This is a genomic window from Micromonospora sp. NPDC007220 (assembly GCF_040634035.1).
GTDB classification, from domain to species: domain Bacteria; phylum Actinomycetota; class Actinomycetes; order Mycobacteriales; family Micromonosporaceae; genus Micromonospora; species Micromonospora reichwaldensis.
Genome location: NZ_JBEYEU010000001.1, coordinates 1,189,230 through 1,204,507, shown reverse-complemented (window position 1 = coordinate 1,204,507; position 15,278 = coordinate 1,189,230). Strand labels below are relative to the sequence as shown.

Sequence of the window (15,278 nt, the reverse complement as noted above, 5' to 3'; positions counted from 1 at the left end):
TCGCGCTCACGGGAGGGAGAGCGCCTTCCGCTGGGCTTCGGCCAGTTCCACGCAGCCGGCGACGGCCAGGTCGAGCAGGGCGTCGAGCTGCTCGCGGGCGAACACGCCCGCCTCCCCGGTGCCCTGCACCTCGACGAACTCGCCGGTGCCGGTGCACACCACGTTCATGTCGACCTCGGCGGCGACGTCCTCGGTGTAGTCGAGGTCCAGCCGGGGCTCGCCGTCGATGATCCCGACGCTGATCGCGGCCACCGAGCGGTGCATCACCTTCTCCGGCTTGCCGGCCAGCGACTTGCGCCCGGCCAGCCAGGTCACCGCGTCGTGCAGCGCCACGTACGCGCCGGTGATCGCGGCGGTGCGGGTGCCGCCGTCGGCCTGGAGCACGTCGCAGTCGAGCACGATCGAGTTCTCGCCGAGGGCCTTCAGGTCGATGGACGCCCGCAGGCTCCGCCCGATCAGCCGGGAGATCTCGTGCGTACGCCCACCGACGCGGCCCTTCACACTCTCCCGGTCGGAGCGGGTGTTGGTGGCCCGTGGCAGCATCGCGTACTCGGCGGTGACCCAGCCGAGCCCGGAGCCCTTGCGCCAGCGGGGCACGCCCTCGGTCACGCTGGCGGTGCAGAGCACCCGGGTGCCGCCGAACTCCACGAGCACCGAGCCCTCCGGATGGGTGCTCCAGCCCCGGGTCAACGTCACAGGTCGGAGTTCGTCGGGTCGCCGCCCGTCAGGTCGCGCCATCCCTGCACCCTATGCGGTGCGGTGGTCGTGCCGTTCCGGGGTGCCCCGGCCCGGTCGACGGCGCGTCCGCCGCCCGGATCAGTCGCACTCACGGATGCGGACGTTGAGCACGAGCGGCCGGTCCCAGCCACTCGGCACCTTGTCCAGGCCCGTCGTCGTCACGGTCGCCCGGCAACCGTTCGCCCGCCACGTCCAGGTGCAGGTGGGGCCGCCGTACTGGAAGCCGTGGGCCACGCAACGCGTCACGTCCTCGATCCTGGCGTCCTGCGCTCCGGCGGTGACGAGCCAGTCGTGCACCCGTTCGCCGAGGTCCACCGGGCACCGCCCCTGCGGGCAGGTGAACCGGTACACCTGCGACGACGCGTCGTCGCCCTCGACGAGCCCGTCGGAGGTGAAGCTGTGCGGCCGCCCCCAGTCCGCGAAGATCGCGCGCCGCTCGGCCATGTCCTGCCGGGGCTCCCACCAACCCAGGTAGCCCGCGATGCCGCCACCGGCGCAGAGCCCGGTCGCGAGCAGCCCGGCGAGCAGCACGAAAAGCACCCGCAGCCCGGTGGACCGGCGCGGCGGTGCCGAGCCGGACCCGGCCGGCGGAAGGCCGGCCACCGGCGGGTACGCGACACGTTGTCCGGGCGGCGGGTAGGGCCCGGCGGCCGACGGCGGGTGCGGCGGCGGGTGGCCTGGCCAGGTCCCGGCCGGGGCCGGCGGGAACAGCGGACCAGTCGGGCCGGGCGGGCCCGTGGGAGGAGTTGGCGGGTGGGGCTGCCAGCCGGCCGACCCGGAGGGGGAGTCGCTCACCGGCGAGATATTAGGCGGACGACCCGGTTTTCGAGGCCCCGCGCGAGGCACGGAGCGGCCGGACGTCGGATTGCCCGGTCAGATCTCGTAGCTGGCGCCGGGCCGGACCACCTCGAGCGGCCCGTCGAAGGCGGCGCCGGCCGACGCCACGGTGTGCGCCTCGCTGCCCCAGGCGGGCACGAGGTGGGTGAGCAGCAGCCGGCCCACCCCCGCCTTGGTCGCCACCTCGCCGGCTTCCCCGCCGGTCAGGTGCAGGTCCGGCGGGTTCTCCACGCCGTCGAGGTAGCTCGCCTCGCAGAGGAACGTGTCGGCGTCCTGGGCCAGCCGCAACAGGGCGTCGCAGGGCGCGGTGTCCGAGGAGTAGCAGAGCACCCGGCCGCCGTGCTCCAGCCGGACGCCGTACGTCTCGACGGGGTGGTTCACCCGGTCGACGGTGACCGCGAACGGGCCGATCGGGAAGGTGCCGGGTTCGAGGGCGTAGAACTGGTAGACGTCCTCGACCGTGCCGTCCTCCTGCCCGTACGCGGCGGCCAACCGGTCGGGTGCGCCGGCGGGGGCGTAGACGGGCAGCGACGGGTAGGGGCCGTCCGGGGCGTAGCGGCGGACCACCACGTACGTCACCGCGTCGAGGATGTGGTCGCAGTGCAGGTGGGTGAGGATGATGGCGTCGGGGGCGTGCAGCCCCGCGTAGCGCTGGAGGTTGGACAGCGACCCGGAGCCGAAGTCGACGAGCAGCCGGAAGCCGTCCGCCTCGACGAGGTAGGCCGAGCAGGGGGACTCGGGACCGGGGAAACTGCCCGCGCAGCCCAGGACGGTCAGTCGCATCGAGTCTTCTCACTGTAACTATGCGTAGTTTCCGCGTCGACGGTCCCGCTGTGGATGATCTCTACCGGCGCGTACACCACGCAGGGCAGCCTACGCGCGCCCGCGCGACGACAAGAGTCATCCACAGGAAGTTGTCACCAACGTGACACCCGTCCGGGCCGCCCGCCCGGATCCCGTGACGAGACGGCGTCCGACGGTAGCGCTGGGTGAGCGGGCCGGCCACGTCGCGGGGGCCGTGACGGGCGGCCGGGCCACCGACGTGGGTCGGCCGCCCGGCCACGGGACGTCACGCCCAGAGCTGGCCCTCCAGGGCTTCCTCCGCGTCGGCGAGGGTGCCGCCGTACGCCCCGGTGGAGAGGTACTTCCAGCCGCCGTCGCAGACCACGAAGGCCACGTCGGCCCGCTGGCCGGCGCGGACGGCCTCGTGCGCCACCGCCAGGGCGGCGTGCAGGATCGCGCCCGTGGAGAAGCCGGCGAAGATGCCCTCCACCTCGACGAGCTGCCGGGTCCGCAGCACCGCGTCGCGGGTGCCGACGGAGAAGCGCCGGGACAGCACCGACGCGTCGTAGAGCTCGGGGACGTAGCCCTCGTCGATGTTGCGCAGCCCGTAGACCAGCTCGCCGTAGCGCGGCTCGGCCGCGACGACCTGGATGCCGTCGACCTTCTCGCGCAGGTAGCGCCCGGTGCCCATCAGCGTCCCGGTGGTGCCGAGGCCCGCCACGAAGTGCGTGATCGTGGGCAGGTCGTGCAGCAGCTCCGGGCCGGTGGTCTCGTAGTGCGCCCGGGCGTTCCCCTCGTTGCCGTACTGGTAGAGCATGACCCAGTCGGGGTGCTCGGCCGAGATCTGCTTGGCGGTGGCGACCGCCTGGTTGGAGCCGCCCGCCGCCGGCGAGAAGATGATCTCCGCGCCGTACATCCGGAGCAGCTGCACCCGCTCGGTCGAGACGTTCTCCGGCATCACGCAGACCAGCCGGTAGCCGCGCAGCTTGGCCACCATCGCCAGCGAGATGCCGGTGTTGCCGCTGGTCGGTTCGAGGATCGTGTCGCCCGGCCGGAGCCGGCCGGACTCCTCGGCCGCCCGGACCATGAACGTGGCCGCCCGGTCCTTGATGCTGCCGGTCGGGTTCCGGTCCTCCAGCTTCGCCCAGAGCCGCACCGGCGGCGCCCCGTCGGGCACCGTCGGCGAGAGCCGGGGCAGCCCGACCAGGGGAGTTCCTCCGCAGGCGTCGAGAAGGCTGTCGTACCGCGCCATGGCGACCGCCCCCGTCAGCGGGCGGCGGCGGCCGACCGCACGGCGACCGCGGCGCCGTGCTGGGCGATCGCGGCAGCCGCGGCGAAGCCGAACGCGCCACCGGCGACGGCCGGCAGGATGGTCACGCTGTCGCCGTCGTTGAGCTTGGCGTCCAGCGCGCCGAGGAAACGGACGTCCTCGTCGTTGACGTAGACGTTGACGAAGCGGTGCAGCGCACCGGCGTCGGTGACCAGCCGGGCCTTCAGGCCGGCGTGCCGGGAGTCCAGGTCGGCGAGCAGGTCGCCCAGCGTGTCGCCGGCGCCCTCGACGACCTTCGCGCCGCCGGTGTAGCTGCGCAGGATGGTGGGGATGCGAACCTCGATGGCCATGGTGTCGTGCTCCTCGATGATGGTCGGGCGTGCCGAAGGGTGACGGGACGTAAACGGGTGTGACGGCGCTGGATCAGCGGCCGGAACACTCGTAGTCGACCGTCGCCGGGCTCTGCCCGAACATGTAGGACTGCACGGCGTGCGGGTCCACCCCCGCGTCCACGATCCGGACCGGCTCCTCGGTCACCACGCCGTCGACGATCCGGAAGGAGCGGATCTCCTCCGTGTCGGCGTCGCGGGTGGAGACCAGCAGGTAGTGCGCGCCGGGCTCACCGGCGAACGAGATGTCCGTGCGGGACGGGTAGGCCTCCGTGGCGGTGTGCGAGTGGTAGATGACGACGGGCTCCTCGTCCCGGTCGTCCATCTCGCGCCACACCCGCAGCTGCTCCATCGAGTCGAACTCGTAGAACGTCATGGAACGGGCGGCGTTGTCCATCGGAATGTGCCGGGTGGGGGTGTCGCTGCCGGCGGGACCGGCGACCACGCCGCACGCCTCGTCGGGGTGGTCCCGCCGGGCGTGGGCGACGATCGCGTCGATGATCGACCGGTCGATGCTCAGCACGTGGTCCAGCCTAACGCGTACCTGCCGCGACGTTGAGGTGGTGCCGGTCACGCCTAGTCGATCAAGGCGTTGAGCAGGGATTCCTGGAGATAGCCGAGGTACGCGTAGACCGACAGTTGGAACACCCGGCTGGAGGTCGGGTCCTCGGCGACCGCGTCGTCGAGCTCCTCGCCGAGATCGGTGCCGTCCTTGATCTCCAGCCGGACGCCCATCGCCAGCCGGGCGTCGTTGAGCGCCCGCAGCCACGCCTCGGCCGCCTCCGCGTCGAGACGCACCTCGCCGCCGGCCTCGTCGGGCAGCGACGCGAGGATCGCGCCAGCCTGGTCGATCTTGGCGGTCTTGAGGTCGCCCTCGGTGTAGCGGCGGAACTCGGCCGTGCCGGACGGGTCCTCCGGGTAGACCTCGGGGAAGAGCCGGCCCACCACCGGGTCGGTGTGGTCGAAGCCGTCGGTGAGCAGCCCGACCACCTCGGATGCCACCTTCCGCAGCACCCGCACCTCGTCGACGGCGAAGGTGACGACGTAGCGGTCGCCCTGGCGACGGAACATGCTCACGACCGGTCCACCGTCGCCCACAGCCCGTACGCGTGCAGCTGCGACGCGTCGTGCTCCATCCGCTCCCGGGCGCCGCTGGAGACCACGGCGCGGCCCTTGTGGTGCACGTCGAGCATGAGCTCTTCCGCCTTTTCCCGGCTGTAGCCGAAGAGCTTCTGAAAGACCCAGGTCACGTACGTCATGAGGTTGACCGGGTCGTCCCACACGATCGTCACCCACGGCCGGTCGGACGCCGGCACCTCATCGGTGTCCGGCGTCTCGACAGGTGCAACCTGCGGAGCCGCCATGCCCCCCATCGTGCCACCGGAGTCGGCGAACCGAGGAACCGGAACGCCGGCCCGGCGCGGATCGCCGCGTCCTGCCTGGTCAAGGGCGTGGGCGGCAGCGGGCGACGGCCGCCCGGCACCGACGCCGCAGGCGACCAGATCGCCCTCAGGCGAGCAGGATGCCGTGGTCGACAGCATCGGAGAGCACCCCGTCCAGCGAGAGGCGGACCACCTCGAACCGCCGGGACACCTCCCGGCACAGTTCCAGTTCGACCTCCCGCAGCGCGCGCTGCGCCCAGGCCCGGGCGGCGTTGGGGTCGTGGTTGCCGGGGCTGCGCCAGTGCTGCCAGCAGCCGCCCGAGAGGGCCACGGCCACCGGCGGGAGCACCTCCACGCGCGCCACGCCCGGGTAGCTCGCCAGCGTGTCGGTCGCGCCGGTCCCGGCCAGTCCCGCCACGCCGCCGGTGCTGGTGACGAGCAGCACGCGGTCCAGCTCGTGCTCGCCCCGGTGCTCCGTCAGGCCCCAGCGCAGCGGGGCGTCGAGGCGCCGCCGGACACCCGCCGGCAGCGGCGCGCCGAAGACCCGACCGGCGGCCTCCTCGACGAGCCCGCGCACCGCCTCGTCGCACTGGGCGGTGGCCAGCAGCGACAGCGCCTCCATCTCGCGGTCGAGCAGCTGCGGCAGGCCGGCGCAACCGACCCCGAAGACGATCTCCTGCACCACGCGGAGGTGGATGTTCGCCACCTCCAGGGCGAGGTGCTGGCGGATGCGCCGGGAGGAGGACCGGGCCTGCCGGTCGAGCTGCTCCGACCAGCCACCCGGGTCGGCCACCACCGGCACCCGGCCCTGCGACCCCGGCAGCACCGGCGGCTCGGCGCTCGCCCGTCGCAGCCCCTCGTCGGCGGCCCAGCCGACCAGCGCCCGGCGCAGGTCCGCCCCGTCAGCCGCGGCGTCGATCGGGAACCAGCGGGCGTCGGCGAGCCCGGGCACGGCGGCCAGCAGGGCCGCCCGGTGCGCCTCGACGGTGACCGCGACCGGGTCCACCGGTGCGGGGGCCGACCCGACGGACGCCCCCGTGCCCTCCGTCGTGGCCGCGCCCTCCGGCACCGGGGCCCAGCCGCCGGCGCCCGGGGTGACCGCGAAGACGACCCCGACGCCGGCACGGGCCAGGTCGGCGAGCAGGTGGAGTTCGACCGCGGTGAAGGCCTGGTCGGCGGCGATCACGAAGAGCACCGCCCCGGACCGGCCCGCCGCGTCGAGCAGCAGCCGGCCGCCGGCCGCCCCGAGGGCACCCGTGTCCGGCGTGTCGACGAGGCTGAAGTGCCGCAGCAGGGGCTCGGGCAGGCTCAGCTCGACCCGGCGCGGCGGGCGCGCGAGCGCCGGCCCGGCGGCCAGCCGGTCGGCGCCGTAGGAGTGGGGCTGGCGGTAGCCGGGCACGTACGCGGCCCGCGTCGGCACCTGGGAGTGGCGCACCACGAGCCAACTGCCGGCGGGCACGGCGAGCATGGCGGGATCGAGCTGGAGCAGGTGGGCGAGCACCTCGCGCCGCCCCGCGGCGGCCGGGCCGACGCCGATCACGGCCAGCGGCTCCTCCGGGCGGGGCTCGGTCACCCCCAGCCGGACGGGCAGCCGGTCCCGACGGGGCAGTTCGGCTCCGGCCATGTCGTCGGGCCTGTCGACGGCGGGGAGAGGACCGGGCTTCATCGAAAGCGGCCTCCCGTGGCAGGCGACCGGCAGCGGCCGGCCGCATGGAATCGTCCGGTGACGGCACCCGGATGCCGGAAGAGTACGGGCGGCCAGGTCCCGGGACCGAACACTTCGAATACTCAGAGGTAATCACGAGACTACTCAACTTCGGTGCGTGACGATGTGCACGCGGACGGATTCCGATCGATATGCTGCCCCGATGAGTCGGTGGGGGTTCGTCGGCCGAACGGATGAGCTCAACCGTCTGCTGTCGGCGGTGACCGGCGCGGAGCGGCGGGGCATCTTCTTCAGCGGCAACGCGGGCATCGGCAAGAGCCGCCTGCTGCGCGAGGGGATGGCGGCCCTCCCCCGCGACGGGTACGCCGTCTGGACGATCGCGGCCAGCGCCACCACGGCCGCGCTCCCCTTCGGCGGTCTCGTCCAGGTGCTCCCGACGGAGCAGCCGCAGGGCCTCTCCCCCGCCGGCATCCTGCGCTGGGCGGTGGACGTGCTGCAGCAGCAGGCGGCCGGCCGCCGGATCGTGCTCGCGGTCGACGACGCGCACCTGCTCGACCCGCCGTCGGCGGCGCTGGTGCACCTGGTGGCCCGCTCCGACAACGCCACGGTCGTCGGCACGTCACGCGACGGCGAGCAGCTCCCGCTGCCGATCCGCGCCCTGTGGACCGACGGCCTGGTCGACCACGTCGAGCTGAAGCCGCTGCCGCCGGCCGAGACCACGCGGCTGCTCTCCGCGATCCTGGAGGGACCGGTCGACGCCACCTCCGCCGACCGGCTCGGCCGGCTCTCCGAGGGCAACCCGCTGCTGCTGCGCGAGCTGGTGTTCGCCGCCGACCGCGGGGAGCTGACCCGCACGTACGGGATCTGGAAGTGGACCGGCCGGCTGGAGCTGGCGCCCAACCTGACCGACCTGATCGACGTGCGGATCGGCCAGCTCACCTCGGGCGTACGCGGGGTGGTGGAGCTGGTCGCCTTCGGTGAACCGCTCGGCCTGCACCTGCTCAACCAGGCCGCCGACCCGGTGGACGTGGAGACCGCCGAGGAACGCGGGCTGATCGCCGTGGAACACGACGACCGCCGGGCGAACGTGCGGCTGGCCCACCCGCTCTACGGCGAGGTGATGCGCCGCCGCTGCCCCGTCAGCCGGACGCGACGGTTGCAGGCCCGCCTCGCCGAGCTGCTGGAGCTGGTCGGCAAGCGACGCCGCGACGACCTGCTCCGGGTGGCCGTGTGGCGGCTCGACTCGGGCACCGCGCAGGATCCGGCCCTGCTGCTCGACGCGGCCCGACAGGCGTTCGCCCGCTACGACGTACCGCTGGCGACCCGGCTGGCCCGCGCGGCGCTCGACGCGGGCGGCGGCTTCGACGCGGCGGAGCTGCTGGCCACCATCCTGATGTTCGCCGACCGGCCGGACGAGGCGATCGGGGTGCTGGACGCGGTCGCCACCGACATCGAGGGCGACCGGCGGCTGAGCCGCTGGCTGACCGTGCGGGGCATGGTCAGCTACTGGGGGCTGAGCCGGGAGTCCACGGTGGAGGAGATCGCCGCCCGCCGGTCGACCCTGACCGACTCCGCCGACCAGGCCCGGGTGCTGGCCTTCGAGGGCATCATGCGGCTGCACCGGCTGGACACCGGCATCGCGCTGCGGCTCGGGCAGACGGTGCTGGACCGGCCGGCCGCGAGCGTCGCCGCCCGGGAGCTGGCGCGCAGCACGATCGCCCACCTCCAGGCCGCGCAGGGGCAGCTGCACCGCAGCGCCACCGCGATCAACCGGGTGCAGGCCGAGGCGGGCCGGTGGCGGGCGGACATGCCGTACCTGCAACTGGCCCTGGAGCTGGCCCGGGGCACCCGGCTGGCGCTCGCGGGCGACCTGGCCGGCATCGACGCGATCGTGGCCGACGAGTTCGCCGACCTGGCCGGGGCCGGCGACTTCCGGCTCGGCACCGGCTACCTGGCCATCCTCCAGGCGTACGCGGCCCGGCTGCGCGGCCAGAGCGACGCGGCGCTGCGGACCAGCCTCGGCGCCTGCGCGGTGCTCGCCACCAGCCGGGTCTACGCGGGACTGGCCCAGGCCGAGCGGGCCCAGGCGGCGGCGCTGCGGGGCGACGCCGCGCAGGCGGCCGAGGCGATGGCGGAGGCCGACCGCACCCACGCCCCGGGCATGATCGTGCTGTACCCGTGGCTGGAGCAGGCCCGGGGCGCGGTGCTCGCCGCCGGTGGCGACGTATCCGGCGCCGTCAAGCACCTGAGCGGGCTGGCCGACCGGCTGCGCGCGGACGGCTTCGCCGGCCACGAGGTGCACGTGCTGCACGACCTGGTCCGGCTGGGCCAGGCGACCGCGCCGCTCGGCCCGACCTGCTCCGACGGCGGCCGGCGCACCGTCGCGCAGCGGCTCGCCGAGCTCTCCGAGCGGGTCGACGGGCTGCTGCCCCCGCTGCTCGCCCGGCACGCCCGGGCCACCGCGGGCGGCTCCGCCGACGAACTGCTGGCGGTCGCCGACGGCTTCGACGCGCTCGAGCTGACCGTCTACGCGGCGGAGGCCACCGCCACCGCCCTGGACCGGCTGCGCCGGCAGCGGTCCCCGGCGACGGCCGCGGCCCGGGAACACCTCGCCGCCCTGCTCGGCCGCTGCGACCTGGTCCGTACCCCGGCGTTGCAGGCCGGCCTCCCGGCGCTGAGCGAACGCGAGTGGCAGGTGGCCCGGCTCGCCGCCGACGGGGTGACCAGCCGGGTCATCGCCGAGCGGCTCTACCTCTCGGCCCGCACGGTGGAGAACCACCTCCAGCGGATCTACGGCAAGCTCGGCGTCGCCGGCCGGGCCGAGCTGCGGGCCGCCCTGCGGGCGATCCCGGGCCACGACGGCGGCGATGGCGGGTGAACCCTAGGCTGGGGCGGTGAGCACCCTTCGCCCCGCGCTGCTGACCGACCACTACGAGCTGACCATGGTCAGTGCCGCCCTCCGCGACGGCTCCGCCGACCGCCGCTGCGTCTTCGAGGTGTTCAGCCGCCGGCTGCCCGCAGGTCGTCGCTACGGGGTGGTGGCCGGCACCGGCCGGCTGATCGAGCTGATCCGCGACTTCCGCTTCGACGCCGACGAGGTCGACTTCCTGCGGCGTACCGGGGTGGTCGACGAGCAGGCCGCCGCCTGGCTGCGCGACTACCGCTTCACTGGCGACATCGAGGGCTACGCCGAGGGCGAGCTGTTCTTCCCCAGCTCGCCGATCCTCACCGTCTCCGGCGGCTTCGCCGAGTGCGTGGTGCTGGAGACGCTCATCCTCTCCGTGCTCAACCACGACAGCGCCGTGGCCGCAGCCGCAGCGCGGATGGTCACCGCGGCACGCGGGCGGACGCTCATCGAGATGGGCTCCCGGCGCGCGCACGAGGAGGCGGCGGTGGCCGCGGCGCGGGCCGCGTACCTGGCCGGTTTCCGGTTCACCTCGAACCTCGCCGCCGGGCTGCGCTACGGCATCCCGACCGCCGGCACGGCCGCGCACGCGTTCACCCTGCTGCACTCCGACGAGCGGGCCGCGTTCGCCTCGCAGGTCGCCACGCTGGGCAAGGACACCACGCTGCTGGTCGACACGTACGACATCAGCCAGGGCATCCGCAACGCGATCGCGGTGGCCGGGCCCGACCTGCGGGCGGTGCGGATCGACTCGGGCGACCTGGCGGTGATCGCGCAGCAGTCCCGCGAGCTGCTCGACTCCCTGGGCGCCACCGAAACCAAGATCATCGTCTCCGGTGACCTCGACGAGCACGCCATCGCCTCGCTCGCCGCCGAGCCTGTCGACATGTACGGCGCAGGCACCGCCGTGGTCACCGGCTCCGGCGCGCCCACCGCCGGGCTGGTCTACAAGCTCGTCGAGGTCGAGGGCCGCCCGGTGGTCAAGCGCTCCGAGCACAAGGCCACCATCGGCGGCCGGAAGGTGGCCGTACGCCGGCACAAGCCGACCGGCACCGCCACCGAGGAGATCGTCGTGCCGCAGGGCGTGCCGGACCCCCGGCCCAACGACCGGCTGCTCCAGCACTCGTTCCTGGCCGGCGGCGAACCGGTTGACCGGCCAACCCTGGACGAGTCGCGGGAACACCTGCGACAGTGCCTGATCTCCATCCCCTGGGAGGGCCTCAAGCTCTCCGCCGGCGACCCGGCCATCCCGGTCACGGTCGTCCCGGCCGACTGACGAAGGAGCAGCAGGTGAGCAACGCGCTGATCATCGTGGACGTGCAGAACGACTTCTGCGAGGGCGGCTCGCTGGCCGTGGGCGGCGGGGCCGGCGTGGCGGCCGGGATCACCCGGCTCCTCGCCGCCGAGCCGGACCGCTGGGACCACGTCGTCGCGACGAAGGACCACCACGTCGACCCGGGCGCCCACTTCGGCGACCCGCCGGACTTCGTGGAGTGCTGGCCGCGGCACTGCGTGGTGGGCACCCCGGGCGCGGAGTTCCACCCCGACCTGGCCACCGACCGGATCGAGGCGATCTTCCACAAGGGCGAGTACGCGGCCGCGTACTCCGGCTTCGAGGGGCACGCCGAGGGCGGCGAGAGCCTGGCCGACTGGCTGCGCCAGCGTGGCGTGGACCGGGTCGACGTGGTGGGGATCGCCACCGACCACTGCGTACGGGCAACCGCCCTGGACGCCGCCCGGGAGGGCTTCGCCACCACCGTCCTGCTGGACCTCACCGCCGCCGTCGCCCCGCCCACCACGGACGTCGCGCTGCGGGCGATGGACGGCGCCGGGGTGACCCTGCGTGGGGAGCCTGTGATCAGGGCCGCATGAGGCCGTAATTCGTTGGCGGGTGTCGTACCTCCGGCCGAGGATGTCCGGCGGAGGTACGCACCGACATGAACCTGAAGCCTTACCGGGAGGCGCTCGCCCTGCCCGGTCTCCGGTCGTTGCTGCTGGTGTCGGTGCTCGCCCGCGTCCCGCTCACCGCCACCGGGGTGACCCTGACGTTCTACGTCGTGCTCGACCTCGGGCGCGGCTACGGAGCGGCCGGGCTCGTCGGCGCGGCGATCACCGTGGGAGCCGCGATCGGCGGCCCGCTGCTCGGCCGCCTGGTCGACCGGCGCGGCCTGCGGCCGGTGCTCGTGCTGACCGGGATCGCCGAGGCGGTCTTCTGGTCCACCGCACCGATGCTGCCGTACCCGGTGCTGCTGCCCGCCGCGTTTCTGGCCGGCTCGCTCGCCCTGCCGATCTTCTCGGTGATCCGGCAGTCCATCGCCGCGATGGTGCCGCCGGAGCGGCGCCGCCCCGCGTACGCGCTGGACTCGATGTCGGTGGAACTGTCGTTCATGGTCGGCCCCGCGCTGGCCGTTGCGGCGGCCACCGCGATCTCCCCGCGCACCACGCTCCACCTGGTGGGCGCCGGCATCGTCGCCGCCGGCATCGCGTTCTGGGTGCTGAACCCGCCCATCCGCGGCGGCGGCGAGCCGGCCGGCCCGCAGCCGCGGGTGCCCCGCCGGTCGTGGCTCACCCCGCGCCTGCTCGCCGTGCTGGCGGTCAGCGCCGCCGGCATGCTGGTGCTCGGCGGCACCGACGTGGCGGTGGTCGCCGTGCTGCGGGAGAACGGCGACGTCGGGTGGACGGGCGTCGTCCTCGCCGTCTGGGCGGTCGCGTCGCTGGTCGGCGGCTTCGCGTACGGGGCGGTCACCCGCTCCTTCCCGCCGCTGGTCCTGATGGCCGCCCTCAGCCTCTGCACCATCCCGGTCGGGCTGGGCGGGGCGCACTGGTGGCTGCTCTGCCTGGCGCTGATCCCCGCCGGGGCGCTCTGCGCGCCGACCATCGCGGCCACCTCGGACGCGGTCAGCCGGCTGGTCCCCGCCTCCGTACGCGGCGAGGCGATGGGCCTGCACGGCTCGGCGGTCACGATCGGCATGGCGATCGGCGCACCCCTCGCGGGCGCCGTCATCGACGCCTCCGCACCGGCCTGGGGCTTCGCGGTCACCGGCGCGGTCGGGGCGCTGGTGGCGCTGGCCGTGCTCCCGATCGAGCTGCGCCGCCGCCGCACCGCCGCCACCCTCGCGCCCACCCCCGAACTCGTCCCGACCCCCGCCACCTGACCCGGCGCCCCCGGCCCGACGGCCCTGGCTGAGCGGCCCTGGGCCGATCCCGGCAGTCCGGCGGGGCACCGGGCAGGCGACAAGATCGGTTGATGCCCAGCCGGTGTCCATGCGCCGTGTGGCCCGGTTCTCCATCAACTGATCAGGAGGCCCGCGCTCAGGCTGTGGCGCTGGGCGGGGCCGCCGGGGTGGGCGGCAGCGGAGGGGTCAGGGCGACCCGGTCCGGGTCGTCAGCGCCTGCCCCCGCCACGGGGCGTACCCCTCGCAACGCCGACGGGCGCCGCCCCGGGTGGGGTGGCGCCCGTCGTACGTGGTGCGGAGCGTCAGCGCCGGTCGGCGTCGCTCGCGGTGTCCTCGCGGTAGCTGGCGCCGCCGTCGGACTCGCTGGTCAGCGGCTTGGCGCCGCCCTCCGGCGGGCCGGCCAGGCTCTGGCCGCCGGCCGCCAGCTCGGGGAACTTGAGGTCGAACGCCGGCCGCTCGGAGCGGATCCGCGGCATCCGGTCGAAGTTCCGCAGCGGGGGCGGGGAGCTGGTCGCCCACTCCAGCGAGTTGCCGTGACCCCACGGGTCGTCGACCTCGACCACCGGGCCGGCCTTGTACGACTTCCAGCAGTTCCAGATGAACGGCAGGGTCGAGATGCCGGTGATGAACGCGCCGATGGTGGAGACCATGTTCAGCGTGGTGAAGCCGTCGCCGGGCAGGTAGTCGGCGTACCGGCGCGGCATGCCCTCGTTGCCCAGCCAGTGCTGCACCAGGAACGTGGTGTGGAAGCCGATCATGGTCAGCCAGAAGTGCACCTTGCCCAGCCGCTCGTCGAGCATCCGGCCGAACATCTTCGGGAACCAGAAGTAGATGCCGGCGAAGACGGCGAACACGATCGTGCCGAAGAGCACGTAGTGGAAGTGGGCCACCACGAAGTACGAGTCGTGCAGGTGGAAGTCGATCGGCGGGCTGGCCAGCAGCACGCCGGTGAGACCACCGAAGAGGAAGGTGACCAGGAAGCCGATCGAGAAGAGCATCGGCGTCTCGAAGCTGATCTGGCCGCGCCACATGGTGCCGATCCAGTTGAAGAACTTCATACCGGTCGGCACGGCGATCAGGTAGCTCAGGAAGCTGAAGAACGGCAGCAGCACCTGGCCGGTGGAGAACATGTGGTGCGCCCAGACGCTCATCGACAGGCCGGCGATGGCGATGGTCGCGGCGACCAGGCCCTTGTAGCCGAAGATCGGCTTACGGGAGAAGACCGGGATGATCTCGGAGATGATGCCGAAGAACGGCAGCGCGATGATGTACACCTCGGGGTGGCCGAAGAACCAGAAGAGGTGCTGGTAGAGCATCGGCCCGCCGGTCGCGGGGTCGTAGACGTGGGCGCCCAGGAGCCGGTCGGCGGCGAGCGCCATCAGCGCGGCGGCCAGCAGCGGGAAGACCAGGATCACCAGGAGACCGGTGACCAGGATGTTCCAGGTGAAGATCGGCATCCGGAACATCGTCATGCCGGGCGCGCGCAGGGTCAGGATCGTGGTGATCACGTTGACCGCGCCGAGGATCGAGCCCAGACCCGAGATGACCAGGCCGACGACCCACAGGTTCGCGCCCACGCCGGGCGAGTGCTCGACGGAGCTCAGCGGCGCGTACGCGGTCCAGCCGAAGTCGGCCGCGCCACCCGGGGTGAGGAAGCCGACCATGGTCATCGTGCCGCCGAAGAGGAACAGCCAGTAGGCGAAGCTGTTCAGCCGGGGGAACGCCACGTCGGGCGCGCCGATCTGCAGCGGCACCACGTAGTTCGCGAAGGCGAACACGATCGGCGTCGCGAAGAACAGCAGCATGATCGTGCCGTGCATGGTGAACAGCTGGTTGTACTGCTCGGGCGACAGGAACTGCAGCCCGGGTCGGGCCAGCTCGGCCCGCATGATCAGGGCCATCAGGCCACCGATCATGAAGAACGCGAACGCGGTGACCATGTACATGATCCCGATCTGCTTCGCGTCCGTGGTACGCAGCAGCCGCGCGATGGCCGACCCCTTGACCGGCGCTCGGACCGGCCAGGGCCGGGTCACGACCGGCTTGGGTGCGACGGTGGTCACGAGTGGCCTCCGGTTCTGGGTTGTCCCGCTCGGCACGCGCTGGTTATCTGCGGGCCGTCATCCGCAAGG

General features: G+C 73.5%; 14 protein-coding genes. 4 read left to right on the top strand and 10 right to left on the bottom strand.

The genetic code is table 11. From position 1 onward, the window contains the following. Nucleotides 1-6 precede the first annotated feature (6 nt). From rph to ABZ573_RS05670, 9 genes are all read right to left on the bottom strand, one after another. The gene (gene rph / locus ABZ573_RS05710) at nucleotides 7-738 is read right to left on the bottom strand and encodes a ribonuclease PH (protein ID WP_132233860.1); all 732 of its coding nucleotides are present in this window, start codon (nucleotides 736-738) and stop codon (nucleotides 7-9) included. A gap of 78 nt (nucleotides 739-816) precedes the next feature. After that, nucleotides 817-1,341, bottom strand: coding sequence for a hypothetical protein (locus ABZ573_RS05705; RefSeq protein WP_358115883.1), 525 nt, complete (start codon nucleotides 1,339-1,341; stop codon nucleotides 817-819). 270 nt (nucleotides 1,342-1,611) lie between these two features. Continuing rightward, complete coding sequence (locus tag ABZ573_RS05700; RefSeq protein ID WP_132233858.1) at nucleotides 1,612-2,358, bottom strand: MBL fold metallo-hydrolase; 747 nt, start codon at nucleotides 2,356-2,358, stop codon at nucleotides 1,612-1,614. Between the two features lie 286 nt (nucleotides 2,359-2,644). Further along, complete coding sequence (locus ABZ573_RS05695; protein WP_151453620.1) at nucleotides 2,645-3,610, bottom strand: pyridoxal-phosphate dependent enzyme; 966 nt, start codon at nucleotides 3,608-3,610, stop codon at nucleotides 2,645-2,647. A gap of 14 nt (nucleotides 3,611-3,624) precedes the next feature. Then, nucleotides 3,625-3,978 carry a MoaD family protein gene (locus ABZ573_RS05690; protein ID WP_358115879.1) on the bottom strand — a complete coding sequence of 118 codons (354 nt, stop codon included), beginning with the start codon at nucleotides 3,976-3,978 and terminating at the stop codon, nucleotides 3,625-3,627. Between the two features lie 73 nt (nucleotides 3,979-4,051). Beyond that, complete coding sequence (locus ABZ573_RS05685) at nucleotides 4,052-4,540, bottom strand: M67 family metallopeptidase (protein ID WP_132233852.1); 489 nt, start codon at nucleotides 4,538-4,540, stop codon at nucleotides 4,052-4,054. A 53-nt stretch (nucleotides 4,541-4,593) separates the two neighbouring features. Beyond that, the gene (locus ABZ573_RS05680) at nucleotides 4,594-5,088 is read right to left on the bottom strand and encodes a DUF2017 domain-containing protein (protein WP_192581321.1); all 495 of its coding nucleotides are present in this window, start codon (nucleotides 5,086-5,088) and stop codon (nucleotides 4,594-4,596) included. A 2-nt stretch (nucleotides 5,089-5,090) separates the two neighbouring features. Next, complete coding sequence (clpS, locus tag ABZ573_RS05675) at nucleotides 5,091-5,381, bottom strand: ATP-dependent Clp protease adapter ClpS (RefSeq protein ID WP_101414370.1); 291 nt, start codon at nucleotides 5,379-5,381, stop codon at nucleotides 5,091-5,093. Between the two features lie 145 nt (nucleotides 5,382-5,526). Further along, nucleotides 5,527-7,065, bottom strand: coding sequence for a hypothetical protein (locus ABZ573_RS05670; protein WP_358115876.1), 1,539 nt, complete (start codon nucleotides 7,063-7,065; stop codon nucleotides 5,527-5,529). Nucleotides 7,066-7,267: 202 nt separating this feature from the next. Between ABZ573_RS05670 and ABZ573_RS05665 the strand changes: the two genes are divergently transcribed. The 4 genes from ABZ573_RS05665 (at nucleotide 7,268) to ABZ573_RS05650 (ending at nucleotide 13,125) form a co-directional block, all read left to right on the top strand. Continuing rightward, a complete protein-coding gene (locus ABZ573_RS05665) occupies nucleotides 7,268-9,943 on the top strand; it encodes a LuxR C-terminal-related transcriptional regulator (protein WP_358115873.1) in 2,676 nt (891 codons plus the stop codon). A 16-nt stretch (nucleotides 9,944-9,959) separates the two neighbouring features. Then, nucleotides 9,960-11,246: a nicotinate phosphoribosyltransferase gene (locus ABZ573_RS05660; protein ID WP_311412452.1), complete on the top strand. Its 1,287-nt coding sequence runs from the start codon at nucleotides 9,960-9,962 to the stop codon at nucleotides 11,244-11,246. A gap of 14 nt (nucleotides 11,247-11,260) precedes the next feature. After that, nucleotides 11,261-11,842, top strand: coding sequence for an isochorismatase family protein (locus tag ABZ573_RS05655; protein ID WP_151453616.1), 582 nt, complete (start codon nucleotides 11,261-11,263; stop codon nucleotides 11,840-11,842). Nucleotides 11,843-11,907: 65 nt separating this feature from the next. After that, a complete protein-coding gene (locus ABZ573_RS05650) occupies nucleotides 11,908-13,125 on the top strand; it encodes an MFS transporter (protein WP_358115869.1) in 1,218 nt (405 codons plus the stop codon). Nucleotides 13,126-13,448: 323 nt separating this feature from the next. Here ABZ573_RS05650 and ctaD read toward each other — a convergent pair whose 3' ends face one another. Then, nucleotides 13,449-15,209, bottom strand: coding sequence for a cytochrome c oxidase subunit I (gene ctaD, locus ABZ573_RS05645; RefSeq protein WP_132233840.1), 1,761 nt, complete (start codon nucleotides 15,207-15,209; stop codon nucleotides 13,449-13,451). Nucleotides 15,210-15,278 lie beyond the last annotated feature (69 nt).